The sequence below is a fragment of the Pseudomonas putida genome (genome assembly GCF_001941965.1).
GTDB classification, from domain to species: domain Bacteria; phylum Pseudomonadota; class Gammaproteobacteria; order Pseudomonadales; family Pseudomonadaceae; genus Aquipseudomonas; species Aquipseudomonas putida_L.
The window spans coordinates 140,631-162,719 of sequence record NZ_MKZO01000047.1 but is presented as its reverse complement, the minus strand read 5'-3'; the positions used below and the strand labels follow the sequence as shown (position 1 = coordinate 162,719).

At 64.5% G+C, this 22,089-nt stretch carries 22 protein-coding genes and 1 pseudogene; 9 read left to right on the top strand and 14 right to left on the bottom strand.

What is annotated here, in order from left to right:
• Positions 1-60: 60 nt before the first annotated feature.
• Both PSEMO_RS24130 and PSEMO_RS24125 read right to left on the bottom strand, forming a co-directional pair.
• Positions 61-816 carry an SDR family oxidoreductase gene (locus tag PSEMO_RS24130; RefSeq protein WP_075805453.1) on the bottom strand — a complete coding sequence of 252 codons (756 nt, stop codon included), beginning with the start codon at positions 814-816 and terminating at the stop codon, positions 61-63.
• Entirely contained in the window at positions 809-1,558 is a 750-nt protein-coding gene (locus PSEMO_RS24125; protein WP_075805452.1) for an SDR family NAD(P)-dependent oxidoreductase, read from the bottom strand. The genes PSEMO_RS24130 and PSEMO_RS24125 overlap by 8 nt, the downstream gene beginning before the upstream one ends.
• 85 nt (positions 1,559-1,643) lie before the next feature.
• On the opposite strand from PSEMO_RS24125, the gene PSEMO_RS24120 reads away from it, so the two are divergent.
• The 6 genes from PSEMO_RS24120 (at position 1,644) to PSEMO_RS24095 (ending at position 6,490) form a co-directional block, all read left to right on the top strand.
• Positions 1,644-2,237 carry a TetR/AcrR family transcriptional regulator gene (locus PSEMO_RS24120; protein ID WP_075805451.1) on the top strand — a complete coding sequence of 198 codons (594 nt, stop codon included), beginning with the start codon at positions 1,644-1,646 and terminating at the stop codon, positions 2,235-2,237.
• Positions 2,238-2,434: 197 nt separating this feature from the next.
• The gene (napE, locus tag PSEMO_RS24115) at positions 2,435-2,602 is read left to right on the top strand and encodes a periplasmic nitrate reductase, NapE protein (protein ID WP_075805450.1); all 168 of its coding nucleotides are present in this window, start codon (positions 2,435-2,437) and stop codon (positions 2,600-2,602) included.
• A gap of 35 nt (positions 2,603-2,637) precedes the next feature.
• Entirely contained in the window at positions 2,638-2,892 is a 255-nt protein-coding gene (locus PSEMO_RS24110) for a chaperone NapD (RefSeq protein ID WP_075805613.1), read from the top strand.
• The gene (napA, locus tag PSEMO_RS24105; protein WP_075805449.1) at positions 2,889-5,393 is read left to right on the top strand and encodes a nitrate reductase catalytic subunit NapA; all 2,505 of its coding nucleotides are present in this window, start codon (positions 2,889-2,891) and stop codon (positions 5,391-5,393) included. The genes PSEMO_RS24110 and napA overlap by 4 nt, the downstream gene beginning before the upstream one ends.
• A gap of 11 nt (positions 5,394-5,404) precedes the next feature.
• Complete coding sequence (locus PSEMO_RS24100; protein ID WP_075805448.1) at positions 5,405-5,884, top strand: nitrate reductase cytochrome c-type subunit; 480 nt, start codon at positions 5,405-5,407, stop codon at positions 5,882-5,884.
• Between the two features lie 9 nt (positions 5,885-5,893).
• Entirely contained in the window at positions 5,894-6,490 is a 597-nt protein-coding gene (locus tag PSEMO_RS24095) for a cytochrome c3 family protein (protein WP_075805447.1), read from the top strand.
• Between the two features lie 173 nt (positions 6,491-6,663).
• Here the strand turns inward: PSEMO_RS24095 and PSEMO_RS34395 are convergent.
• From PSEMO_RS34395 to PSEMO_RS24035, 12 genes and pseudogenes are all read right to left on the bottom strand, one after another.
• Positions 6,664-7,092 (bottom strand): annotated as a pseudogene (locus tag PSEMO_RS34395) (methyl-accepting chemotaxis protein); the annotation flags it as partial.
• A gap of 433 nt (positions 7,093-7,525) precedes the next feature.
• On the bottom strand, positions 7,526-8,791 hold the full coding sequence (locus PSEMO_RS24085) for an OprD family porin (protein WP_075805446.1): 1,266 nt from the start codon (positions 8,789-8,791) through the stop codon (positions 7,526-7,528).
• Between the two features lie 90 nt (positions 8,792-8,881).
• On the bottom strand, positions 8,882-10,084 hold the full coding sequence (locus tag PSEMO_RS24080; protein WP_075805445.1) for a benzoate/H(+) symporter BenE family transporter: 1,203 nt from the start codon (positions 10,082-10,084) through the stop codon (positions 8,882-8,884).
• Between the two features lie 187 nt (positions 10,085-10,271).
• On the bottom strand, positions 10,272-11,198 hold the full coding sequence (catA, locus tag PSEMO_RS24075; protein WP_075805444.1) for a catechol 1,2-dioxygenase: 927 nt from the start codon (positions 11,196-11,198) through the stop codon (positions 10,272-10,274).
• Between the two features lie 42 nt (positions 11,199-11,240).
• A complete protein-coding gene (locus PSEMO_RS24070; RefSeq protein WP_075805611.1) occupies positions 11,241-12,569 on the bottom strand; it encodes an MFS transporter in 1,329 nt (442 codons plus the stop codon).
• 48 nt (positions 12,570-12,617) lie between these two features.
• Positions 12,618-13,379 carry a 1,6-dihydroxycyclohexa-2,4-diene-1-carboxylate dehydrogenase gene (locus PSEMO_RS24065; RefSeq protein WP_075805443.1) on the bottom strand — a complete coding sequence of 254 codons (762 nt, stop codon included), beginning with the start codon at positions 13,377-13,379 and terminating at the stop codon, positions 12,618-12,620.
• A 61-nt stretch (positions 13,380-13,440) separates the two neighbouring features.
• Entirely contained in the window at positions 13,441-14,451 is a 1,011-nt protein-coding gene (benC, locus tag PSEMO_RS24060) for a benzoate 1,2-dioxygenase electron transfer component BenC (RefSeq protein ID WP_075805442.1), read from the bottom strand.
• A gap of 44 nt (positions 14,452-14,495) precedes the next feature.
• Entirely contained in the window at positions 14,496-14,984 is a 489-nt protein-coding gene (gene benB, locus PSEMO_RS24055) for a benzoate 1,2-dioxygenase small subunit (protein WP_075805441.1), read from the bottom strand.
• Entirely contained in the window at positions 14,984-16,339 is a 1,356-nt protein-coding gene (gene benA / locus PSEMO_RS24050; protein WP_075805440.1) for a benzoate 1,2-dioxygenase large subunit, read from the bottom strand. Before benA ends, benB begins: the two co-directional genes overlap by 1 nt.
• Positions 16,340-16,552: 213 nt before the next feature.
• The gene (locus PSEMO_RS24045) at positions 16,553-17,506 is read right to left on the bottom strand and encodes an AraC family transcriptional regulator (RefSeq protein ID WP_075805439.1); all 954 of its coding nucleotides are present in this window, start codon (positions 17,504-17,506) and stop codon (positions 16,553-16,555) included.
• Between the two features lie 166 nt (positions 17,507-17,672).
• Positions 17,673-17,963 carry a muconolactone Delta-isomerase gene (gene catC, locus PSEMO_RS24040; RefSeq protein ID WP_075805438.1) on the bottom strand — a complete coding sequence of 97 codons (291 nt, stop codon included), beginning with the start codon at positions 17,961-17,963 and terminating at the stop codon, positions 17,673-17,675.
• Between the two features lie 13 nt (positions 17,964-17,976).
• On the bottom strand, positions 17,977-19,098 hold the full coding sequence (locus PSEMO_RS24035) for a muconate cycloisomerase family protein (RefSeq protein WP_075805437.1): 1,122 nt from the start codon (positions 19,096-19,098) through the stop codon (positions 17,977-17,979).
• A 130-nt stretch (positions 19,099-19,228) separates the two neighbouring features.
• On the opposite strand from PSEMO_RS24035, the gene PSEMO_RS24030 reads away from it, so the two are divergent.
• From PSEMO_RS24030 to PSEMO_RS24020, 3 genes are all read left to right on the top strand, one after another.
• On the top strand, positions 19,229-20,110 hold the full coding sequence (locus PSEMO_RS24030; protein WP_075805436.1) for a LysR family transcriptional regulator: 882 nt from the start codon (positions 19,229-19,231) through the stop codon (positions 20,108-20,110).
• Between the two features lie 363 nt (positions 20,111-20,473).
• A complete protein-coding gene (locus PSEMO_RS24025; protein WP_075805435.1) occupies positions 20,474-20,716 on the top strand; it encodes a hypothetical protein in 243 nt (80 codons plus the stop codon).
• Between the two features lie 340 nt (positions 20,717-21,056).
• The gene (locus PSEMO_RS24020; RefSeq protein WP_075805434.1) at positions 21,057-22,082 is read left to right on the top strand and encodes an AraC family transcriptional regulator; all 1,026 of its coding nucleotides are present in this window, start codon (positions 21,057-21,059) and stop codon (positions 22,080-22,082) included.
• Positions 22,083-22,089: the final 7 nt, after the last annotated feature.

Here is a 22,089-nt window from a genome sequence, read left to right as displayed (position 1 = left end):
GATCCGGGCCCGACACGAACCCTGTGGGAGCCGGCGTTGCCGGCGATGGCGTCGGTCCTGTCACCCCAGCGTCTTGACCATCCGTGCCCCACCCACCGCCTGCGCCGTGGGAAACACCTCCAGCCGCGACACATCCACCGCTGCCGGCATCCTCAGCGCTGCCAGCAACAGCTCGGCGATATCCGCCGGCTGGATCGACTCATAGCCGTCATACAGCTCGCTGCCCGCCGCCTGCATGCCCATCGCGGTCTTGTACAACTGGGTCTGCACCCGCCCCGGGGCGATCTCGGTCACCCGCACGCCAGTACCGAGCAGGTCACAGCGCAAGGCATCGCAGAACAGGCTGACGCCCGCCTTCGAAGCACCATACACCGCGGCCCCTGGATGCGGCGCCCGCCCGGCGCTCGAGCCGATGAAGAACAGGTGCCCCCTGCCCCGCCCGACCATTCCCGGCAACACCTGCCGGGCCAGGTGCAGCGGCGCCTTGAGGTTGATATCGAGCATGTTGTCGATCTCCGCCTCGTCGATCTCCTGGAACGCGGCCCGGGTCGAGAGGATGCCGGCGTTGTTCACCAGCACATCCACCGCCTGCCCTTCCAGTGCGGCGCTCAGCCCACGGAAATCACGGACATCCGCCTGCAGGGTGGTCACCCCCGGCTCGCCGGCCAGCTCGGCCAGCGCTTCGGGGCTGCGCCCGACCGCGATCACCTGCAGCCCGACATCGCGCAACGCCAGGACGATGGCCTTGCCGATACCGCTGGTGGCGCCGGTGACCAGGGCCCGCTGGTAGCCGGCGGGAAAGGCGACTTCAGGCATAGATATAGCCCCCACTGACGATGACGTTTTCACCGGTGGCATAGCTGTTGCGGCTGCTGCCCATCATCACGATCCATTCGGCGATTTCCGCAGGCTCGGCGGCGCGGCCCAGCGGGTTGGCGGCGGCCAGTTCGCCGAGGAAGCCCAACTGGCGGGCACGCTCGGTGGCGAAACCGGCCGGGGCCACCGAGTTGACCAGGATCTGGTCCTTGGCACAGGCCTGGGCGAAGGATTTGGTCAGGCTGACCACGGCGGCCTTGGTCGCCGCGTAGTGGGCGTTCTGCGGGTGAGCCTTGAAGGCATCCACCGAGGTAACGTTGACGATGCGCCCGGTCACTGCCGGCGCCGCCACGTACTGCTGCATATGCCGCACCGCCGCGACCATCATGTGGTAGGTGCCCTTGATATTGACAGCGTTTTCCAGGTCCCATTCATCGTCGGTGATCTCGAAGATGTCCTTGCGCGGGTAGATCGCCGCGCTGTTGACCAGGCAATGCACCCGGCCCAGGGCCGCGACGATCTCCTCGAACGCGCCGTGGGCGCTGTCCTTGCGGGCGATATCGCCAACCGCCAGCGCCACCTCGGCACCCAGGCCGCGCAGCTCTTCTGCCGCCTGTACCAGCAACTGCTCATTACGGTCGATCAGACCGATCTTCGTCGCCCCGCGCTTGACCATCAGGCGCGCCGTCTCCAGGCCCAGGCCCGATGCGCCGCCCACGATCACCACCGTTTGATTTTCCATGAACCACCTCTGCGATTGAGTCTTTACGTAAGATGCCTGTTGTCTTACATTTGGTCAAACATCAAATCGCCCACAGGTCATCCCGATGCCCGCCGCCAGCCGCCTGTCCCCGCCCTCCCCCGACGCCCGCGATCGCTTGCTGGAGGCGGCCAGCAGCCTGTTCGCCAGCCATGGCTACCAGGCCATCGGCCTGCGTGACCTGGCCAGCCACCTGGGTTTGCGCACGGGGTCGCTGTACCACCATATCGAAAGCAAGCAGGGATTGTTGTTCGAACTGATCGAGTCGAGCCTGACCGACCTCCTGTACGAAACAAGGCAATGCCTGAAGGGCAGCCGGAGCAATGGCGAGCGCTTGCAGCGCTTCGTCCAGGCGTTCATTTCGTTCAGCCAGGCGCACCCGGACAAACTCACCCTGCTGACCCGCGAGGCGGTCAACCTGAGTACGGAACAGATCGGCCAGATAGACGAACTGAAGGCGGCCTACAGCGACCTGCTCAGCGAGATCATCGCCGCCGAATGCGGGCCGGCATCCGAGCCGCAGGCCCGTCCCATTGCCCTGGCGGTTCTGAGCCTGCTGTGCGGTCAGGGGCAATGGGGAGCGATCAGCACCGCGCGGGAGCAGATCGTGGCATTCGTGAGGGGCACCGTGCGCAGCGGGATGAATGGTCAGGCCTTCTGACTGTTCATGCGAGTGAGCGAAAGCCCTCCAGACTTACGTTATATATAAAAATTTATTACGAAACACGAAGCAAACAGGACTCCGCTTAAAGCCAATCAAACTAAAAACCTCACCAAACATTGATCTGGCTCCCCTCTTCCAATTCCTATCCAGACTATGTTTCCAGCCTGACACCGTTTCAGCCTGGAGTAATAAAAGTGTCAACTACGGATAAACGCCCGGCCACGCGCAGCAAGGAGTTGCGGCTCTTCCTGTTTCTTGTCGTGTGCCTCTTCCCGTTGATATCGGTCATGGTCGTCGGTGGCTACGGCTTTATCATCTGGTTCCTCCAAATGCTCTTCGGCCCGCCCGGGCCGCCCAACTGAAAGTTGCCTGCCAAAGAGCCCAGTGGAGCATGAACATGGATGACACCCTGCATATCGCCAGCCTTGTCGTACTGGCCCGACCGGAACTGTTCGACGCCGTAAAAGCCAACCTGCGCCTGCTCGACGACCTCGAGCTGCATCACGAAAGCCCCGCCGGAAAACTGGTGGTGGTCCTCGAAGCCGGCGACGAACGCCGGATCCTGCAACGCATCGAGCAGATCAACGCGATCCCCGGCGTGCTCAACGCCGCGTTGATCTATCACGAACTCCTCGATGGAGAACGCCCATGAGCATGACCCGCCGCACCTTCGTCAAATCCCATGCCGCCGCCATCGCCGCGGCCGCCGCCGGCCTGCCCATCGCCACCAGCGCGAGCAACCTGGTCACCGAGGCCGACATGGTCAGCCTGAACTGGAACAAGGCGCCCTGCCGCTTCTGCGGCACCGGCTGCAGCGTGATGGTGGCGACCCGCGACAACCGCGTGGTCGCCACCCACGGCGATATCAAGGCCGAGGTCAATCGCGGGCTGAACTGCGTCAAGGGCTACTTCCTGTCGAAGATCATGTACGGCGTCGACCGCCTGACCCAGCCGCTGCTGCGCATGACCAACGGCCAGTACGACAAGCAGGGCGAATTCCACCCGGTGAGCTGGGACCAGGCCTTCGACATCATGGCCGTGAAATTCAAGGAAGCCCTGAAAAACAAGGGCCCACAGGCCGTCGGCATGTTCGGTTCGGGGCAGTGGACGGTATGGGAAGGCTACGCCGCCAACAAGCTGATGAAAGCCGGGTTCCGCAGCAACAACATCGACCCCAATGCGCGGCACTGCATGGCCTCGGCGGTGATGGGCTTCATGCGCACCTTCGGCATGGACGAGCCCATGGGCTGCTACGACGATATCGAGGCCACCGACGCCTTCGTGCTGTGGGGCTCGAACATGGCCGAGATGCACCCGATCCTCTGGAGCCGGGTCACCGACCGCCGCCTCAGCCAGCCCCACGTCAAGGTCGCGGTGCTGTCGACCTTCGAGCACCGCAGCTTCGAGCTGGCGGACATTCCGCTGGTGTTCAAGCCGCAGACCGACCTGCTGATCCTCAACTACATCGCCAACCACATCATCCAGAGTGGCGCGGTGAACAAGGACTTCATCGGCAAGTACACGCGCTTCGCCAAGGGTGCCGACGATATCGGCTACGGCCTGCGCCCGACCGACCCACGGGAAATACAGGCGAAGAACGCCGAGCAGGCCAATACCTGGTCGGATATCTCCTTCGAGCAGTTCGCCGAGTTCGTCAGGCCCTACACCCTGGAGCGCACGGCGAAGGAATCCGGGGTCGCCGCCGAGTATTTGAAATCCCTGGCCGAGCTATATGCCGATCCGAAGCGCAAGGTCGTGTCGTTCTGGACCATGGGCTTCAACCAGCACACCCGTGGCGTCTGGGCCAACAACCTGATCTACAACATCCACCTGCTCACCGGGAAGATCAGCGAGCCGGGCAACAGCCCCTTCTCCCTCACCGGCCAGCCCTCGGCCTGCGGCACCGCGCGAGAGGTGGGGACCTTCTCCCATCGCCTGCCGGCGGACCTTGTGGTGACCAACCCGAAACACCGCGCCACGGCCGAGAAGATCTGGAAGCTGCCGGCCGGCACCCTCCAGGAAAAGCCCGGTTTCCACGCCGTGCAGCAGAGCCGCATGCTCAAGGACGGCGTGCTCAACGTGTACTGGACCCAGGTCAGCAACAACATGCATGCCGGCCCGAACATCATGCAGGAGGTGCTGCCCGGCTGGCGCAACCCGGACAACTTCGTGATCGTCTCGGACGTCTACCCCACCGTCTCGGCGCAGGCCGCCGACCTGATCCTGCCCAGCGCCATGTGGGTGGAAAAGGAAGGCGCCTACGGCAATGCCGAGCGGCGCACGCAGTTCTGGCACCAGTTGGTGCGTGCACCGGGTGATGCCCGCTCGGACCTTTGGCAACTGATGGAATTCTCCAAGCGCTTCACCACCGACGAGGCCTGGCCGGCCGAGCTGCTGGCCAAGGCGCCGGAGTACAAGGGCAAGACCCTGTTCGAGGTGCTGTTCAAGAACGGCCAGGTCGACCAGTTCCCGGTCGAGCAGATCGAGGCCGGCCACCTCAACGACGAAGCCATCGCCTTCGGCTTCTACCCGCAGAAAGGCCTGTTCGAGGAATACGCGCAGTTCGGTCGCGGCCATGGCCATGACCTCGCCGACTTCGACCGCTACCACCACGAACGCGGCCTGCGCTGGCCGGTGGTGGACGGCAAGGAAACCCGCTGGCGCTACCGCGAGGGCCACGATCCCTATGTCGAGGCCGGCAGCGGCGTGCAGTTCTACGGCTACCCGGACAAGAAGGCGATCATCTTCGCCCTGCCCTACGAGCCGCCGGCGGAGTCACCGGATGCCGAATTCCCGTTCTGGCTCAGCACCGGACGGGTTCTCGAACACTGGCATACCGGGACCATGACCCAGCGCGTCGAAGAGCTGTACAAGGCGGTGCCCGACGCCCTGGTGTACATGCACCCGGACGACGCCAAGGCCATGAAGGCCCGGCGTGGCAGCGAGGTGAAAGTGGTCAGCCGGCGTGGCGAGATCCGTGCGCGCATCGAGACCCGCGGGCGCAACAAGCCGCCGCGGGGCCTGGTGTTCGTGCCGTTCTTCGATGCCAACAAGCTGATCAACAAGGTCACCCTGGACGCCACCGACCCGATCTCCAAGCAGACCGACTACAAGAAATGCGCGGTGCGCATCGAACTGATCAGCGCGGCCTGAGGAGCCCAGTCATGAAACTCTCAATCCTGCCCCTGTTGTTGCTGGCCGTGCTGGGCACGGCCCGCGCCGCCGACTATCCGCTGGACGCCCCTGCCCCGGATGGTCGCCGCCCCGGCGGCACCCTCAGCCAGACCCTGGCGTCGCCGACCATCGCCAACGATGAAAACAAGGACCTCAAGCGCGAGCGCAACTACCCGGACCAGCCACCGACCATTCCCCACAGCATCCGCGGCTACCAGATCGACAAGTACGGCAACAAGTGCCTGACCTGCCACAGCCGGGCCAACAGCGCGAAAACCCAGGCCACCATGATCAGCATCACCCACTACATGGACCGCGACGGCCAGCCGCTGGCGGCGGTGTCGCCGCGGCGCTACTTCTGCGACCAGTGCCATGTGGTACAGAGCGATGCCAAGCCGCTGGTGGGCAACAGCTTCGAGAACATCGACAAGCTGCTGCAGGACGATGCCAATGCCGCGCGCAAGCCGTAGGGAGGCGTCATGAAAGGATTGTTCGGCCTGATCAAGGAGTACTGGGGCATCCTCTGTCGCCCCAGCGTGTACTTCAGCCTCGGCTTCCTGGTGCTCGGCGGGTTCATTGCCGGGATCATTTTCTGGGGTGGATTCAACACCGCGCTGGAGGCGACCAACACCGAGAAGTTCTGCATCTCCTGCCACGAAATGCGCGACAACGTGTACGTCGAATTGCAGGAAACCATCCACTACACCAACCGCTCCGGGGTGCGCGCCAGTTGCCCGGACTGCCATGTGCCGCATGAATGGACGCACAAGATCGCGCGCAAGATGCAGGCCTCGAAGGAGGTTTGGGGCAAGCTGTTCGGCACCATCGACACCCGCGACAAATTCCTCGAACTGCGCCGTACCCTGGCCGAGCATGAATGGGCGCGGCTCAAGGCCAATGACTCGCGGGAATGCCGCAACTGCCACAACTTCGAGTTCATGGACTTCACCCGGCAAAGCAAGCGGGCCGCGGCGATGCACTCGACCTCGCTGGCCAAGGGGGAAGCGACCTGTATCGATTGCCACAAGGGGATCGCGCACAAGTTGCCGGATATGCATGGGGTGAAGGGGTGGTGAAAGGGCTCCGGATCTTTATTGCCTGACCCGGCCAAATCGCTGGCAAGCCAGCTCCCACAGGTTCGGCGGTGCACGCACTATCTGTGTGGGCAGGGGGCAGACCCACAGTGTCCGCGGCGCGGCAGAACCCTGTGGGAGCTGGCTTGCCAGCGATGAGGCCATCAGCAGCACCATCAATGCAGAGGGCCTACCAACCTCCCCGCCTCCCCCGCCAACGCCCGCTGACTCGCCAGCCGCCCCATCACCCGCTCGACGATCTCCACCCGCGCCACCGCCGCGCTGCGCATGTCCTGCATGGCCTGCAACGCCACCCCGGACTGCGCCAGACCCTGCCGCGCCGCCTCGCCAAGCTGGCCGATCCCCAACCGCGCCTCCTCCGCCGACTGCTCCAGCCCCTTGGCAATCTGGCGAATCCGCGCACTGGAATCCGCCGCCCGCCGCGACAGGTTGCGCACCTCATCCGCGACCACTGCGAACCCGCGTCCTTGATCCCCGGCCCGCGCAGCCTCGATCGCCGCATTGAGCGCCAGCAGGTTGGTCTGGCTGGAAATATCCTGGATGCTGCCCACCAGCGAACCGATCTGCACCGATTGCGCGCCCAGCTCGTCGAAGGCACTGGCGACCTGGACCATGGAGCTGTCCAGGCGCCCGAGAATCTCCGCCGAGGCCTGGATGCTTTCGGCACTGGCGACGACCTTGCCCCCGGCCTCCCGCGCCAGCAGGTTAGCGAAACGCATGTCCTCCTCGGTGGCATGGATCTCGCCATCCAGTTCCACCAGGCAACCGCGCAGGCGCGGGTCTTCCACGGGCAACACCGGCGGCGCCGGGGCACAAGGCTCCGGCAGCGGCGCCGGGAGTTCGACGATCACTTCCTGCACCCGATACTCCACCACGCCCTGCCAGAGCATGGCGGCCAGCGCCATGCCGGCCACGGCCAGGACAATCCCGGCCGGGTGCCACAGCGCGGCGATACAGGCGAGCCCGGACAGGCCCTGCACCAGCAGGGCCAGACCTTTTCGCGTCATGCCGCCTCCTTCAGAGCAGTTTCCAGGTGTAGGTGAAGATCAAGCGGTTCTCGTCGATATCGCTACGGTAGTTGGAACGGGCCATGGCGTTGCGCACGCGAATGCCCAGGCCGCCGAGCACGCCGCTTTGCACCACATAGGCGATATCCAGGTCGCGCTCGCGGTCCTTGCCCTCGAAGCCACGGCCGGTGTCGACGTTGTCGCCGGTGATATAGCGCACGCCGGCGGTCAGGCCGGGCACGCCCATGGCCGCGAAGTCGTAGTCGTAGCGCGCCTGCCAGGAGCGCTCGTCGGTGTAGGCGAACTCGTAGGTCGGCACTTCGTTGCCCAGCGGGGTGATGTTGGCGAACACCCGCGGGAACGGGCTGTCACCGTACATCGCCTGATAGCCGACGTAGAAGGTATGCCCGCCACGCTTGGCCGAGAGCAGCGAGAACAGCGCCTGGTTGTCGATATTGCCGAGCAGCGCATCACCGTCTTCCCGGGCGGTGTAATAGCCGAGGTTGGCGCCCAGGACCCAGTCACCCACCGGCTGCGAGTGCTTCAGGCCAAGGAAGCCCTGCTCGTAGATGTCCTCCAGCTGGCCGTACCACAGGCTCGCCGTGGTGCGGTTGGCGTTGAAGGCATAGTCGGCGCCGGCGTAGTTGAAGCCATCGCTGTCCGCCTGACGCTGCGGCAGGTGGCCGAGCATGGCGAGCATCTTGCCGTCGCCGCTTTCGTTACGCAGGTGGGTGGACTTGAGGTGGCCGGCCTGCAGGGTCAGGCCGTCGATTTCCGCCGAGCTGATCGCCACGCCCTGGTAGGTCGGCGGCAACAGGCGGATATCGCTGAAGGCCAGCACCGGCAGGTTGGGCTGCAGTTCGCCGAACTTCAGCTCGGTCTTCGACAGCCGGGCCTTGAGGGTCAGGCCGAGGCGGCTGTAGTTGTCGGCGGCCTCGCCATCCTCCTGCATCGGCAGCAGGCCGGTGTTGGCGCGGTCCGGGCTGCTGTCGAGCTTGAGCCCGAGCAGGCCGATGGCATCCACGCCGAAGCCGAGGGTCCCTGGGGTGTAGCCGGACTTGAAGGTGAGGATGAAGCCCTGGGCCCACTCCTCTGCCTTCGACTGCTGGTTGGCCCCGACAATGTCGGAGAAGTCACGGCTGAAGTAGTAGTTACGGGTGGTCAGGGTGGCGGTGGAATCCTTGAAGAAATCCGCCTCGGCCGCCAGCAGCGACGGGCTGGCGACAACCAGGCCGAGAGGGAGCATGACTCGGGTAGCGCAAGGTGCATGTTTCATCGGGAAGCTCTCTGATCTTGTTTTTATTGGGGTGCAGCTTTCCAGGCAGCGGTCCGGTGAGGCCGCTGCCGTGGGTGTGGAACTGGTGGATCAATGGCTGCGGCGCAAGGCAGCCTCGGTGGTGGATGGGCGGCGCAGGGCCAGCAAAAAGTGGGTCAGCAGGCCGAACAGCAGGCCCCAGAACGCCGCCGACAAACCAAGGAAGGACACCCCCGACGCGGTCACCAGGAAGGTGAACAAGCCGGCATCGCGTTCCTTGGGCTCGGCCAGGCTGCGGGCCAGGGCCTCGCTGATGGCGCCATACAGCGCCAGCCCCGCCAGCGCCGCGATCAACTCCGCCGGGAAGGCGGCGAACAGCGAGACCAGGGTCGCCCCGGCAATGCCGAACAGCAGGTAAAGGGCACAGCCGGACAGCGCCGCGATATAGCGGCGACGCGGATCCTCATGGGCCTCGCGCCCGGTACACAGGCTGGCGGTGACCGCCGCCAGGTTCAGCCCATGGCAGCCGAACGGCGCGAGCAGGCCGCCGACCAGCGCACTGCTGCTGATGATCGGGCTCGCCGGCGTCTGATAGCCGGCATTGCGCAGCACCGCCATGCCCGGCATGAACTGCCCGGTCAGCGACACCAGCACCAGCGGCAGGGCCAGGTTGAGAATCGCGCCCAGGCTGAATTCCGGGGTGATCCACTGCGGCGTGGCAAAGTCGAAGACCAGCGCCTCGCTATGGAAATGCCCGCCGAACAGGGTGATGCCAACGCCCACCAGCAGTACCGCCGCCACCGAGTAGCGCGGCCACAGCCGGCGCATCGTCACGTAGGTGATGAACATCCCCAGCACCAGCGCCGGTTGCGCCGGCAGGGCCTTGAACACTTCGATACCGAAGCTGAACAGGATGCCCGCCTGCATGCCGGCGGCAATCGAGCCCGGCAAGCGCGCGATGATGCGGTCGAAGGCGCCGCTCAAGCCGATCAGCAGCAAGACGAGGTTGGTCACCAGGTAGGCGCCGATGGCCTGGTTCAGGCCGATCTGCGGCAAGGCGGTGACCAGCAGCGCCGAACCCGGGATCGACCAGGCGATCACCACCGGCACCCGGTAGCGCAGGCTGAGCACGCCGCCGAGCACGGCGCTGCCGATGGAGATTGCCCAGACCCAGGACGACAGCAGTTCATGGGACAGGCGGGCGCTTTCCGCGGCGTGGAAGACCAGCACCAACGGGCCGGCGTAGGAGATCACCGTGGCGATCATCCCGGCTACCAGGGCGGAGAGGGAACAATCCTTGAAAAGGTCTTTCATGGGACCTCACTTGGGCCGGTTAACGGCGTGATTGTTTTCGGGCTTTAAGCCGTTCGCGATTCTCGTAGGAGCGTGGCTTGCCCGCGAAGGAGTGCGAAGCGCTCCCAGAATGGTGCAGACATTGAGAATTTGGGACCGCTACGCGGTCCTTCGCGGGCAAGCCACGCTCCTACGGGATCGCGCCGGTTCAGGCCTCCTGCAGAGCACGAGGACGCTTGCTGCGCACCTCGGCCGCCGCATCCGGCGCCTCCTGCAGCTGGAAGTCGAAGTTCAGCTCGGCATAACGCCCCGCCACGCCACGGGCGCCGTCCTCGCGGAACTGCACCTCACCCACCAGCCCCTCGCGGGTGGCGTAGGCGAAGTCATCCCACAGGTACTTGTCGCCGGAAAGGTTGATCTGGGTAGTCAGGTGACGATAACCCGGGGCCGAGATGAAGAAGTGCACATGAGCCGGGCGCTGGCCATGACGGCCGAGCTGATCCAGGCATTCCTGGGTCGGGCCCTGCGGGTCGCAGCCGTAGCCGGACGGCACGATGCTGCGAGCACGGTAGCGGCCTTCGGCATCGGTGACGATACGGCGGCGCAGGTTGTACTCGGACTGGCTCTGATCGAAGAACGAATAGGTACCCTTGGTGTTCGCGTGCCACAGATCGACGACGGCACCGGCCACCGGATTGCCTTGCGGATCCAGCACCTGGCCTTCCAGGAACATCAGGGTCGCAACGCCCTCCTCGCTGCCATCGTCCATCCGCGTCTCGCCCTGGGCGATTGGCGCGCCGGCCACGTACAGCGGGCCTTCGATGGTCCGCGGAGTGCCGCCGGTCAGGCCGACCTGGGCGTCCTTGGCGTCCTGCAACAGGTCGAGGAAGTGCTCGATGCCCAGGCCCGCCACCAGCAGCCCGGCTTCATTGCGCCCGCCGAGGCGGTTGAAGTAGTCGACGGTCTTCCAGAACTCGTCCTCGGTGATCTCCAGGTCCTCGACGATCCGCGCCAGGTCCTGCAGCACGCGGAGCATGATGCGTTTCAGGCGCGGGCTGCCTTCGTCGTTACCAAGGCCGGCGGCCTCTTCGAAGAACTTCTGGATCTCGGCAGTGTGGGAAATCTTCACGGTCATGGTGTTCACCTCTTGTTGTGATCTGTGGGTGTGGCGGTTGCCTCAAACCGCCGGGGCAGCCGCCAGGCTCTGGCGCTTGCCGCTGAGCACATGGATGGTCATGGCCAGGGCGGCGACCGCACCGGGAATGGCGAAGGCGATGAAGTTCAGTTGCAGCGGCAGGTTGATGCCCATCAGCGCGCCGCCCAGCAGCGGGCCGACGATGGCGCCGTTGCGGCCGATGCCCGAGGCCCAGCCAAGGCCGGTGGAGCGAATCGACAGGCCGTACAGCTGGGCCGCGCCGGCATACAGGAGGATCTGGGTGCCGATGGTGGTGGCGCCGGCGATGAAGATCAGCAGGTAGAGCACCGGCATCGGGCTGTTGACCCCGAGCAGGCTGATCGAGGCCGCCGCCGCGAGGAAGAAGCCGATCTTCACCTTGACCAGGTTGTAACGGTCGCCCAGCCAGCCACCGAGAATCGCCCCGGCCATGCCGCCAAAGTTCAGCGCCAGCAGGAACGACAGGCTCGAACCCAGGCTGTAGCCGGCGCTGGCCATCAGTTTCGGCAGCCAGGAGCTGAGGGCGTAGACCATCAGCAGGCAGCAGAAGAACGCCACCCACACCGACAGGGTGCGCACCGCCAGGCCGCCACGGAACAGCTCCAGCACCGAGACGCCCTTGCCCTTGTTGTCATGGGCTTCCAGCACATCCTCGGCCTTCGGGTCGCACGCCGGATCGAGGCGCTTGAGCAGGGCCTTGGCCTGTTCACCGCGGCCCTGGCGCACCAGGAAACCGATGGATTCCGGCAGGTAGTAGAGGATCACCGGCAGCAGCAACAGCGGGATGGCGGCGGCGAAGAACATCGATTCCCAGCCGAAGCGCGGCAGCATGTAGATGCCAACCCCGGCCGACAGCATGCCGCCCACCGAGTAGCCGCTGAACATGATCGCCACCAGGGTGCTGCGCAGGCGCTTGGGTGCGTATTCGTTCATCAGCGCCACGGCATTGGGCATCAGGCCGCCGCAGCCGAGGCCGGCGAAGAAGCGGTAGATGCCGAACTCGGTGGGGCTGCTGGCAAAGCCGTTGAGCAGGGTGGCGGTGGAGAACAGGGCGAAGCAGATGGCGATGCCCTTCTTGCGCCCGATCCTGTCGGCCAGGCTGCCGAAGGCCAGGGCGCCGAACATCATGCCGAACAGCGCGTAGCTGCCGAGGGCGCCGGCCTGCAACGGGGTCAGGCCCCACTCTTTCATCAGGACCGGCAGGACCACGCCATAGATGAACAGGTCGTAGCCGTCGAAGATCAGCAGCAAGGCGCACCAGCACATCACCATCCAGTGAAAGCGGGTAAAGGGCGCCTGGTCGATGACCTGGTGAACGTCGATTTTTCGCATGGCATCCATCTCTTGTTTTTGTTGTTGTAGAAACCTGTGCAGCGGGGCTCAACCGAGGTCGCCACCGCCTACGGGGAGAATCGTTCCGGTGATATAGGAGGCGTCGTCGGAGGCCAGGAAGAGGATCGCGCCGACCTGTTCATCGAGGCTGCCGTAGCGCTTCATCAGGCTGCTGTCGAGGGTCTGGTCGACGATCTGCTGGTACCATCCCTGCTCCTGCTCGCTCTGCTGCGCGCTGTTGCGCGGGATGCGTCGCGGCGGTGCCTCGGTGCCACCCGGCGCGGTGGCGTTGACGCGAATCCCGCGCCCGGCGTTCTCGAAAGCCAGGCACGCGGTCAGGGCATTCACTCCGCCCTTGGCCGCGCCGTAGGGCACGCGGTTAACGCTACGGGTGGCAATGGAGGAAACGTTGACGATCGCCCCGCTGCCCTGCTCCAGCATGTACGGCAGCGCCGCATGGCAGCACCACAGGGTGGGGAACAGCGAGCGGCGCACCTCGGCCTCGATCTCGTGCTCCTGGTAATGCTCGAACGGCTTGGCCCAGATGGTCCCGCCGACGTTGTTGACGAGGATGTCGAGACGGCCGAAGCGCTCGACCGCTGCCGCCATCACCCGCTGACAATCGGCGTACTGTTCCAGGTCGGCGGTCAGGGCCAGCAGGGTCTCGCCCTGTTCCAGCTCGAACACCAGTTCGGAGCGGTCCACAGCAATCACCCGGGCGCCCTCGGCCAGCAGGCGCTCGACCACGCGGCGGCCGATGCCCTGGGCCGCGCCGGTCACCAGCGCGATCTTGTCGTCGAATCTGTTCATTGCGACCTCGAATAAAAGGGGGTCACCCCACCCGCACGACAGGGCAACCCCATAAAAGGGTTCAGACGGCGGCGGCGAACTTCTCGTAGTAGAAGTTGGCCGGATTGATGTTCTGCTCGCGCAGGTACTGGCTGACCGCCTCGACCATCGGCGGCGGGCCGCACAGGTACACATCCACGTCGCCATCGTTCAGGTGCGAAGGAGCGATGTGCTGGGTGACATAGCCCTTGTTCGGGTACTGGCTGCCCGGGTTGGCCACGCAAGCGCTGAAGGTGAAGTTGGGGATCTGCGCGGCGAACTGCTCCAGGCGCTCCAGCTCCACCAGGTCGAAGTCGTTGGTGACCCCGTAGATCAGGTGCAGCGGGTGTTCGCTGCCCTGCCCGGCGATCTTCTCCAGCATCGCGGTGAACGGCGCCAGGCCGGTGCCGCCGGCCAGCAGCAACAGCGGGCGCTTGACCTCGCGCAGGTAGAAACTGCCCAGCGGGCCGGTCAGGGTCATGCTGTCGCCGGCCTTGGCCAGGCCGCTGAGGAAACTGCTCATCAGGCCGCCCGGCACGTTGCGGATCAGGAAGCTGACCTCGCCGTTCTTCTGCAGGGAGCTGAAAGAGTAGGCGCGGGTCTGCTCGCTGCCCGGCACCTTGAGGTTGACGTACTGCCCCGGCAGGAAGGCCAGGCGCGACAGGGACTCATCCTTGATCGACAGCGCGATGGTGCTCTCGGACAGCTGGCGCACCTGGCTGATGGCCGCCTCGAAGCTGGCCTGCTGGGTCTTGCACAGCTGGGACGAGGCCGGCACCCGCACCACGCAATCGCTCTCGACGCGCATCTGGCAGGTCAGCACATAGCCCTGCTCCAGTTCGTCGGGGCTAAGGGCGTCTTCGATGAAGTTGTCGCCCATGTCGTAGCGGCCGGCTTCGGCGAAGCACTTGCAGGTACCGCAGGCGCCGTCGCGGCAGTCCAGCGGGATATTGATGCCCTGGCGGTAGGCGGCGTCGGCCACGGTTTCGCTGGCGGTGGCGTCGATGAAGCGGGTCACCCCGTCTTCGAAATTGAGCGCGATCTGGAAGCTCATGCTGCACCTCGCACGGCAGCGCCTGGGGCGGCGCTGCCGGGTATTCAAATGTGGTAGATGTCGATGACCTGGCGGACGTAGTCGTTTTTCAGGACCACCTTCTTGGCCTTGACCAGCGGCTGCTCGCCGCGCAGGTCGAGGGTGTAGAAGCTGGTGCCGAAGTAGCTGTCGGTGGTCTTGTAGCGGAAGCTCAGGGTGTGCCAGTTGAAGCGCACCAGGCACTGGCCCTCGCCTTGCTCGACGATCTCGATGTTGCTCAGGTTGTGCGAGGTCCGGGTATCCGGGATGGTCGCGCTGGAACGCTCGGTCTTGATGCGGAAGATGCGGTCTTCCAGGCCACCCCGGTTGCCGTACCAGATCAGCGAGATTTCGCTTTGCGGGTCCTCGGTGAGGGTGTCGTTGTCGTCCCAGGACGGCATCCAGAAGGTCGCGTCGGCGGCGTACAGCTCCAGCCATTCGTCCCACTGGGCATCGTCGAGCAGGCGTGCTTCGCGGTAGAGGAAGTCGCGCACGGTTTCGTAGAGAGCACTCATCACACAGCCTCCACGGGGATCAGTTGCGGCTCGGCGCTGGCGGCCTTGAGCATGGTGTCCTGCCAGTATTTGTGTTGCAGCACGAACAGCCCTTCGTCCTCGGTACGCACGCCGGACAGCAGCGGATGCAGGTCGATTTCCTTGGCGGCCTCGTCGGCACCTTCCACCCAGTGCTCGGCACCGCGGGACATGTCGTTCCAGCCGCGACCGCCGCCGTAGCCGGTCTGGCAGGAACGGAATTCCTCCAGGTCGTCCGGGGTGGCCATGCCGCTGACATTGAAGAAGTCTTCGTACTGGCGGATGCGCTTGGCCCGTGCGTCGGCGCTTTCGCCGCGCGGTGCGATGCAGTAGATGGTGATCTCGGTCTTGTCCACGGAGATCGGCCGGGCGATGCGGATCTGCGAGCTGAACTGGTCCATCAGGTAGACGTTGGGATACAGGCACAGGTTGCGCGAGTTCTGGATCATCCAGTCGGCGCGGGCCTGGCCGAATTCCTCGGCGAGCTCGGCGCGGCGCTCGAAGGCCGGGCGGTCCTCGGGGTTGGCCCAGCGGGTCCAGAGCAGCAGGTGGCCGTGCTCGAAGGAGTAGAAGCCGCCGCCGTTCTTGGCCCAGCTGCCGGCGCTCATGGTCTTGATCTCTTCACCCGCCTCGCGCTGCTTGCGCTGGTTCTGGGTGGCGGCGTAGTTCCAGTGCACGGAACTGACGTGGTAGCCGTCGGCGCCGTTCTCGGCGGTAAGCTTCCAGTTGCCCTCGTAGATGTACGAGCTGGAGCCGCGCAGCACTTCCAGGCCGTCGGGGGACTGGTCAACGATCATGTCGATGATCTTCGCCGACTCGCCCAGATGCTCGACCAGGGGCTTCACATCGGGGTTGAGGCTGCCGAACAGGAAGCCGCGATAGGACTCGAACCGCGCGACCTTGGTCAGGTCGTGGGAGCCTTCGCAGTTGAAGGAGGACGGGTAGCCGGCTTCACTCGGATCCTTGACCTTGAGCAGCTTGCCGCTGTTGTTGAAGGTCCAGCCGTGGAACGGGCAGGTGTAGCTGGAGCGGTTGCCGGTCTTGTGCCGGCAAAGCATCGCGCCGCGGTGGCTGCAGGCGTTGAGGAAGGCATTCAGCTCACCGTCCTTGTTGCGCGCAATGAAGATCGGCTGGCGCCCCATGGTGGTGGTGAGGAAATCGTTCTTGTTGGGGATCTGGCTGTCGTGGGCAAGGTAGATCCAGTTACCTTCGAAGATGTGCTGCATCTCCAGTTCGAACAGCCGAGGGTCGGTGAACATCTCCCGCTTGCAGCGGTAGACGCCTTGGTCCTTGTCTTCCTCGAGCAGGGCATTCAGGTAGTCGATTCCCAGGGTCATGGCCGGGACCTCCATTTTTATTATCAGACGGAGGCAAGGTTAAGGAGCCGGGAGGGGGCGAGATATCCGGTTTTTGCAGACCGTTATCCATTTCTTGCAGTTGGAAATGGCGCGGACCCTGTGGGAGCTGGCTTGCCAGCGATAGCGATAGTGAATTCACCACCGCCATCGCTGGCAAGCCAGCTCCCACAGGGTCCGCAGTGCTGTCTGGTTTTATGGCCGGCGCTTGAGAGTATCGGAAGGCAGCTCGCCAAACTGCAGGCGATAGCTTTCGGAGAACCGCCCCAGATGCAGGAAGCCATAGTCCATGGCCAGCTCGGTCAAGCTGCGCACCAGGCAATCCGGATCACTCAGGCAGGCATGGATGCATTCCAGCTTGCGCTGGCGGATGTACTGCTTCGGGGTGATGCCCAGTTGCCGCTCGAACAGCGCATACAACGACCGCACGCTCATCCGCGCCTGCTCCGCCAGGTGCTCGCTGGACAGTTCCTGCTTCAGGTTGCGCTCGATGTAGTCGAGGATCCGCTCGAAACTGGCCGCCGATGCGCCCAGGCTTTCACGGCGGATATTGGTGGTCAGCAACGACAGCAGCTTGCTGCCGACGATCTGGCTGTAGTGGCTCTGCACCCGCAACAACGGGTCACTGGCCTCGGCTTCCATGCAGACCATCGCCAGCAGACTGGAAAAGCCCTCCAGCTCATCCAGCCGGTAATGGTTGCGCAAAAAGCGCACGCCGCTGTCCGGTCGCTGCCAGCGGTGCTCGTCGCACACCGACTCGAGCACCTTGACCGGCACTTTCAGGATGAATTTCTCGCAGTCTTCCGAGTAGGTCAGGTCCACCGGATCATCCGGGTTGATCAGCAGCAGCTCCCCCGGCACCAGGTGATGCTCGCGCTGGTGCCCGCGCCACAGGCAGTTGCCGCTGAGCAGCACCTGCAGGTGATAGATGGTCTCCAGCGCCGGCGAGGTCACGCGCACGCTGCCGCCATAGCTGATCCGGCACAGGTCGAGGTCGGCGAACTTGCGGTGGTTGAGGCTGGCCAGGGGGTGGGTGCTGCGGGAAAGGCCTATGCAATGCTGGCCGACGTGACGGTTGACGTAGTCGGACACGGCATAGGGGTCGGCATGTCGAAACACGCTACTGCGGTCACTCAGCAGGCTATCCATCGGCAAGGCACTCGGTTTTTTTATTTATTGTCATGGCGCTCCTCCTCCAGGCATTCCTGCGGGGGCGCTCTCTGGCATCACAGTACGCAAAGGCAAGGGCGGGCACAATTCACCGGCGACAAACAACCGGAGGCGCGGGGTGCCGCCCTCGCCGGGCTTCAGCCCCTCAACGGTCATCCTCGTGGATCGACGACGGGTGCCGGCACAGGCCGTCGATCTCGATATCCATGTAGGGGAACAGCGGCAACTGCATCAGCAGGTTGTGCAGGTCCTCGACGCTGGGCACGTCGAACACGCTGTAGTTGGCGTAGTGCCCGGCAATGCGCCACAGGTGGCGCCAGGTGCCCTCGCGCTGGAGGTTCTGGGCCAGGGCCTTTTCGTCGGCCTTGAGCTGGTTGGCCATGGCCGGGTCCATATCGATCGGCAGTTTTACCGTCATCTTCACGTGGAACAGCATGGTCGTTTCCTTCTTAACGGCGGGCGAAGCGCGACAGTTGCGCGTCGTCGAGGGTCAGGCCGAGGCCGGGGGTGGTCGGTACATGCAGCTGGAAGTCGCGGTAGACCGGCGCTTCGCGAACGATCTCCTCGGTCAGCAGCAGCGGCCCGAACAGTTCGGTGCCCCAGGTCAGCTGGCGCAGGGTGAGGAAGGCATGGGCCGAGGCCAGGGTGCCCACCGAGCCTTCGAGCATGGTCCCGCCATACAGGGCGATGCCGGCCGCCTCGGCGATCTGCGCGGTGCGCAGCACGGCACGGGGGCCGCCGTTCTTGGCGATCTTCAGGGCGAAAATGCTGGCGGCGCCATCGGCGGCCAGGCTGAAGGCGTCCTCGACGCTTTCGATGGATTCGTCGGCCATGATCGGCGCCGGGCTGCGCTGGTTCAGGCGCACCTGGCCGGAGCGGTTGACCCGGGAGATCGGCTGTTCGATCAGGTCGATGCCGTTGTCGCCCAGCACCTGGCAGCCCCGGATGGCCTGGGACTCGTCCCAGTACTGGTTGACGTCGACGCGCACGCTGGCATAGTCGCCCAGGGCCTTTTTGATCGCCACCACGTGCTTGAGGTCCTGCTCCAGCGGGTTGGCGCCGATCTTCAGCTTGAAGATGCGGTGGCGGCGCAGTTCCAGCATCTGCTCGGCCTCGGCAATATCCCGGGCGGTGTCGCCGCTGGCCAGGGTCCAGGCCACTTCCAGGCTGTCGCGCACGCGCCCGCCGAGCAGCTCGCTGACCGGCAGGCCGAGGCGCTTGCCCTGGGCATCGAGCAAGGCGCTTTCCAGGCCGGACTTGGCGAAGGTGTTGCCTTTGGCGATCTTGTCCAGCTTGAGCATGGCGGCATTGATATTGTCGGCGGCCATGCCGACCAGGGCCGGGGCCAGGTGCGCGTCGATATTGGCCTTGATGCTTTCCGGGCTCTCATAGCCGTAGGACAGCCCGCCGATGGTGGTGGCCTCGCCGATCCCCTCGACGCCGTCGCTGCAGCGCAGGCGCAGGATCACCAGGGTCTGCTGCTGCATGGTGTGCATTGCCAGCTTGTGCGGGCGGATGGTGGGCAGGTCGACGATGATCGCCTGGACCTGTTCGATCAGTGCATTGCTCATATGCCGGGACACCTTGTGGCCGGCGACGCCCCTGCGCCGCCGTTGTTGTTCGTTGGATGAGCAAAGGATTGCCTGTTGGCGGCTGGCAATCCAATATCGAATACCTCTGCCACCATACCCAGGAAGTCTGATGGAGCTTCGCCACCTGCGTTACTTCAAGGCGCTCGCCGAAACCCTGAACTTCACCCGCGCCGCCGAACGCCTGCATATGGCCCAGCCGCCACTGAGCCGGCAAATCAGCCAGCTGGAGGAAGAACTCGGTACCCTGCTGGTGGAGCGCGGGCGGCCATTGCGCCTGACCGAGTCGGGACGCTACTTCTATGAACAGACCGGCACCCTGCTCCAGCAACTGGAACAGATCGGCGCCACCACCCGGCGCATCGGCCAGGGACAGCGGCACTGGCTGGGGATCGGTTTTGCGCCGTCGACCCTGTATGGACTGCTGCCGGAACTGACCCGGGAACTGCGCAGCGATGCCGAGCTGCAACTGGACCTGATCGAGATGACCACGGTGCAACAGGTCGAGGCGCTGAAGGCCGGGCGTATCGATATCGGCTTCGGGCGGATCCGCATCGACGACCCGGCCATCGAGCAACGGGTGCTGTACGAGGATCCGCTGGTGGCGGTGCTGCCGCGCGGGCATGCGCTGTGCGGGACCACTCCGAGCCTGGCGCAACTGGCCGGCGAGCCCTTCGTGCTCTACCCCGCCACGCCCCGGCCCAGCTATGCCGACCATGTGCTGGCGCTGTTTGCCCACCATGGTTTGAGCGTCAAGGTCGGGCAGTGGAGCAATGAATTGCAGACGGCGCTGGGGCTGGTGGCGGCCGGGCTGGGGGTTACCCTCGCCCCGGCTTCGGTGCGCCAGCAGCATCGGGCGGATCTGGAGTACACCGGGGTGAGCGACCGGGATGCGGTGAGTCCGATCATTCTGAGCCGGCGCAAGGGTGATGCGGGGGCGGAGTTGCAGCGTTGTCTGGAGTTGATCGAGGTACTGCGCAACGGGATGCCTTAAGTCATGCAACCTGATGCTCGGCAACGCTGCCAAACGATGTTGCATTTGAGGGTAAAACCTCCCCGATTTCCGACTTTCTTGTAGGCAATTTCCCAAGCATACTCCCCAGCCCCTCCAGCGGGTTGCGTCTAGTGGAAACGGTGCCTAGTCTGCGTCGGTCGTCGCAAAATCGATGACACGGATTAGCAGTCCGGAAACCACATATAACGCTCCCAGCAACCTGTCATGGCGGCTGTGCGTGTGGGCACCTTCGGGTGCACCGGGTTTTCCTATGTGTCCCGGTCTGCTAACTCACGTACAGTCGCAACCCCTTCGCATAGCAGCGGAATCGTGGCGATCCGATCAGCACACTAGGAAATTGCCATGAAAAAGCTCGTCCCTGATCCACCTCCCGTCCTCTGCGTCGGCCCTGGCCTTTATCACGAAGAAGCCATCGCCCGGGCTGCCGAGCACCTCAATAAAGCCATCCATGGTGCAGGCTCGTTGCCTGACACGCCCACTCCCCGTAATGAAGCGGAACTGAGCAACATCCTCCTGGAAATGAGGATTGCCAAAGCGTTGCTTGGGGTGGCGTTATCGGCCTCGCCGGTGACGGTAGAGGTGTAGAAAAACTTGTGGGAGCTGGCTTGCCAGCGATTTGGCCCGATCTGGCAACATCATTGCCCAAGCCGGCCTCATCGCTGGCAAGCCAGCTCCCACAGGGTCCGTGTTGACCTTTGGAAAATGAATCTGCCTCCCCCCTCTTCCCTCACCTCGCCCACCGGCGACGACCAACCTACAGGTTGGTCTGTTCCTTGCTGAGAGATAGGCAAGCCGACGGTGATCGGCACCAAGGATCACACTGCCGCCCGGGCATTATCCGGACACTGCAACGACCATCCGGTAACTGCAGGGGCCGACGCCCGAAAGCGTGCAGACGTGGTTGCCTGTGTAACGAGAGGTGACAATGATCTCCAACGAAGCAAGCCTTGCGAGCGGTGAGTGCTTCAGTGATCTGCAGCTTTTCACTGAACAGAACCAGTTGTTCCTGCATTACGACCTGGACAGCGTGCGCAGCAGTGTCGGGCGTATCTTCAAGCCCCATGAGCTGTCGGCAGTACGCAGTACCGAGACGGTTGGCGCCTGCATGCACCATGTCGCCCGTGGCGGCCTGGCCCTGAGTCGCCTGGAATACGCCACGGAAGTGGATATCGATCCGGGACGCCTGGAAGACTTCTACCTGATCCAGATTCCGATCCAGGGTGGTGCGCTGATCCGCTGCGAGGGGCAGGAGTTCGAATCCTCGCCGCTGGTCGCCTCGCTGCTGTCGCCGACCCTGCCGGCGCAGATGCGTTGGCAGGGGCATGCGCCGCAACTGACCTTGCGCATCGAGCAGGCCGACATGGCCTACCACTGCCGCCAGCACATCCCCCAGGCCAGCCAGCGCCTGCCGCAATTCGACCCGCGCCTGGACTTCTCGCGGCCCGGGGCGGCGTATTTCCTGCAGTTGCTCAATACCCTGGCCAATGCCATCGGCAGCCCCGAGCACCCGCTGCACCAGCCGCTGGTGCTCAAGCAGTTCGAATCGGCGCTGCTCAATTCCCTGCTCTACGGGCAGCCCCACAGTGCGCTGGGCAATCTGGAGCGGCCGGCGGAGAAGAACATCTCGCCCTACTTCATCAAGCGCACCGAGGCCTATATCCGCGAGCATCTGCATGAGCCGCTGAGCGTCGAGTCACTGGCAGAGCAGGCCGGGGTCAGCGTGCGCACCTTGTTCGCCGGGTTCCGCAGCTTCCGCAATAGCAGCCCGATGGCCTATATGCGCGAGCTACGCCTGGAGCAGGTGCACGAGGAACTGACACGCAACGAGCAGGCGTCGGTGACGGATGTGGCGTTCAAATGGGGATTTGCACATCTGGGGCGGTTTGCCCAGGAGTACAAGCGGCGGTATGGGGAATTGCCGTCGGCGACCCGGCGGTTTCGGGCGTCGTGATGCCAGA

Coding starts and splice junctions, on each gene's coding strand:
- napA (WP_075805449.1), top strand. CDS start 2,889: ATGAGCATGACCCGCCGCACCTTCGTCAAATCCCATGCCGCCGCCATC.
- catC (WP_075805438.1), bottom strand. CDS start 17,963: ATGCTGTTCCACGTGAAGATGACGGTAAAACTGCCGATCGATATGGAC.
- PSEMO_RS24125 (WP_075805452.1), bottom strand. CDS start 1,558: ATGGAAAATCAAACGGTGGTGATCGTGGGCGGCGCATCGGGCCTGGGC.
- PSEMO_RS24025 (WP_075805435.1), top strand. CDS start 20,474: ATGAAAAAGCTCGTCCCTGATCCACCTCCCGTCCTCTGCGTCGGCCCT.
- PSEMO_RS24130 (WP_075805453.1), bottom strand. CDS start 816: ATGCCTGAAGTCGCCTTTCCCGCCGGCTACCAGCGGGCCCTGGTCACC.
- PSEMO_RS24045 (WP_075805439.1), bottom strand. CDS start 17,506: ATGGATAGCCTGCTGAGTGACCGCAGTAGCGTGTTTCGACATGCCGAC.
- PSEMO_RS24100 (WP_075805448.1), top strand. CDS start 5,405: ATGAAACTCTCAATCCTGCCCCTGTTGTTGCTGGCCGTGCTGGGCACG.
- benA (WP_075805440.1), bottom strand. CDS start 16,339: ATGACCCTGGGAATCGACTACCTGAATGCCCTGCTCGAGGAAGACAAG.
- PSEMO_RS24095 (WP_075805447.1), top strand. CDS start 5,894: ATGAAAGGATTGTTCGGCCTGATCAAGGAGTACTGGGGCATCCTCTGT.
- PSEMO_RS24070 (WP_075805611.1), bottom strand. CDS start 12,569: ATGCGAAAAATCGACGTTCACCAGGTCATCGACCAGGCGCCCTTTACC.
- PSEMO_RS24020 (WP_075805434.1), top strand. CDS start 21,057: ATGATCTCCAACGAAGCAAGCCTTGCGAGCGGTGAGTGCTTCAGTGAT.
- benB (WP_075805441.1), bottom strand. CDS start 14,984: ATGAGTGCTCTCTACGAAACCGTGCGCGACTTCCTCTACCGCGAAGCA.
- benC (WP_075805442.1), bottom strand. CDS start 14,451: ATGAGCTTCCAGATCGCGCTCAATTTCGAAGACGGGGTGACCCGCTTC.
- PSEMO_RS24035 (WP_075805437.1), bottom strand. CDS start 19,098: ATGAGCAATGCACTGATCGAACAGGTCCAGGCGATCATCGTCGACCTG.
- PSEMO_RS24065 (WP_075805443.1), bottom strand. CDS start 13,379: ATGAACAGATTCGACGACAAGATCGCGCTGGTGACCGGCGCGGCCCAG.
- PSEMO_RS24085 (WP_075805446.1), bottom strand. CDS start 8,791: ATGAAACATGCACCTTGCGCTACCCGAGTCATGCTCCCTCTCGGCCTG.
- PSEMO_RS24080 (WP_075805445.1), bottom strand. CDS start 10,084: ATGAAAGACCTTTTCAAGGATTGTTCCCTCTCCGCCCTGGTAGCCGGG.
- PSEMO_RS24120 (WP_075805451.1), top strand. CDS start 1,644: ATGCCCGCCGCCAGCCGCCTGTCCCCGCCCTCCCCCGACGCCCGCGAT.
- PSEMO_RS24110 (WP_075805613.1), top strand. CDS start 2,638: ATGGATGACACCCTGCATATCGCCAGCCTTGTCGTACTGGCCCGACCG.
- PSEMO_RS24030 (WP_075805436.1), top strand. CDS start 19,229: ATGGAGCTTCGCCACCTGCGTTACTTCAAGGCGCTCGCCGAAACCCTG.
- catA (WP_075805444.1), bottom strand. CDS start 11,198: ATGACCGTGAAGATTTCCCACACTGCCGAGATCCAGAAGTTCTTCGAA.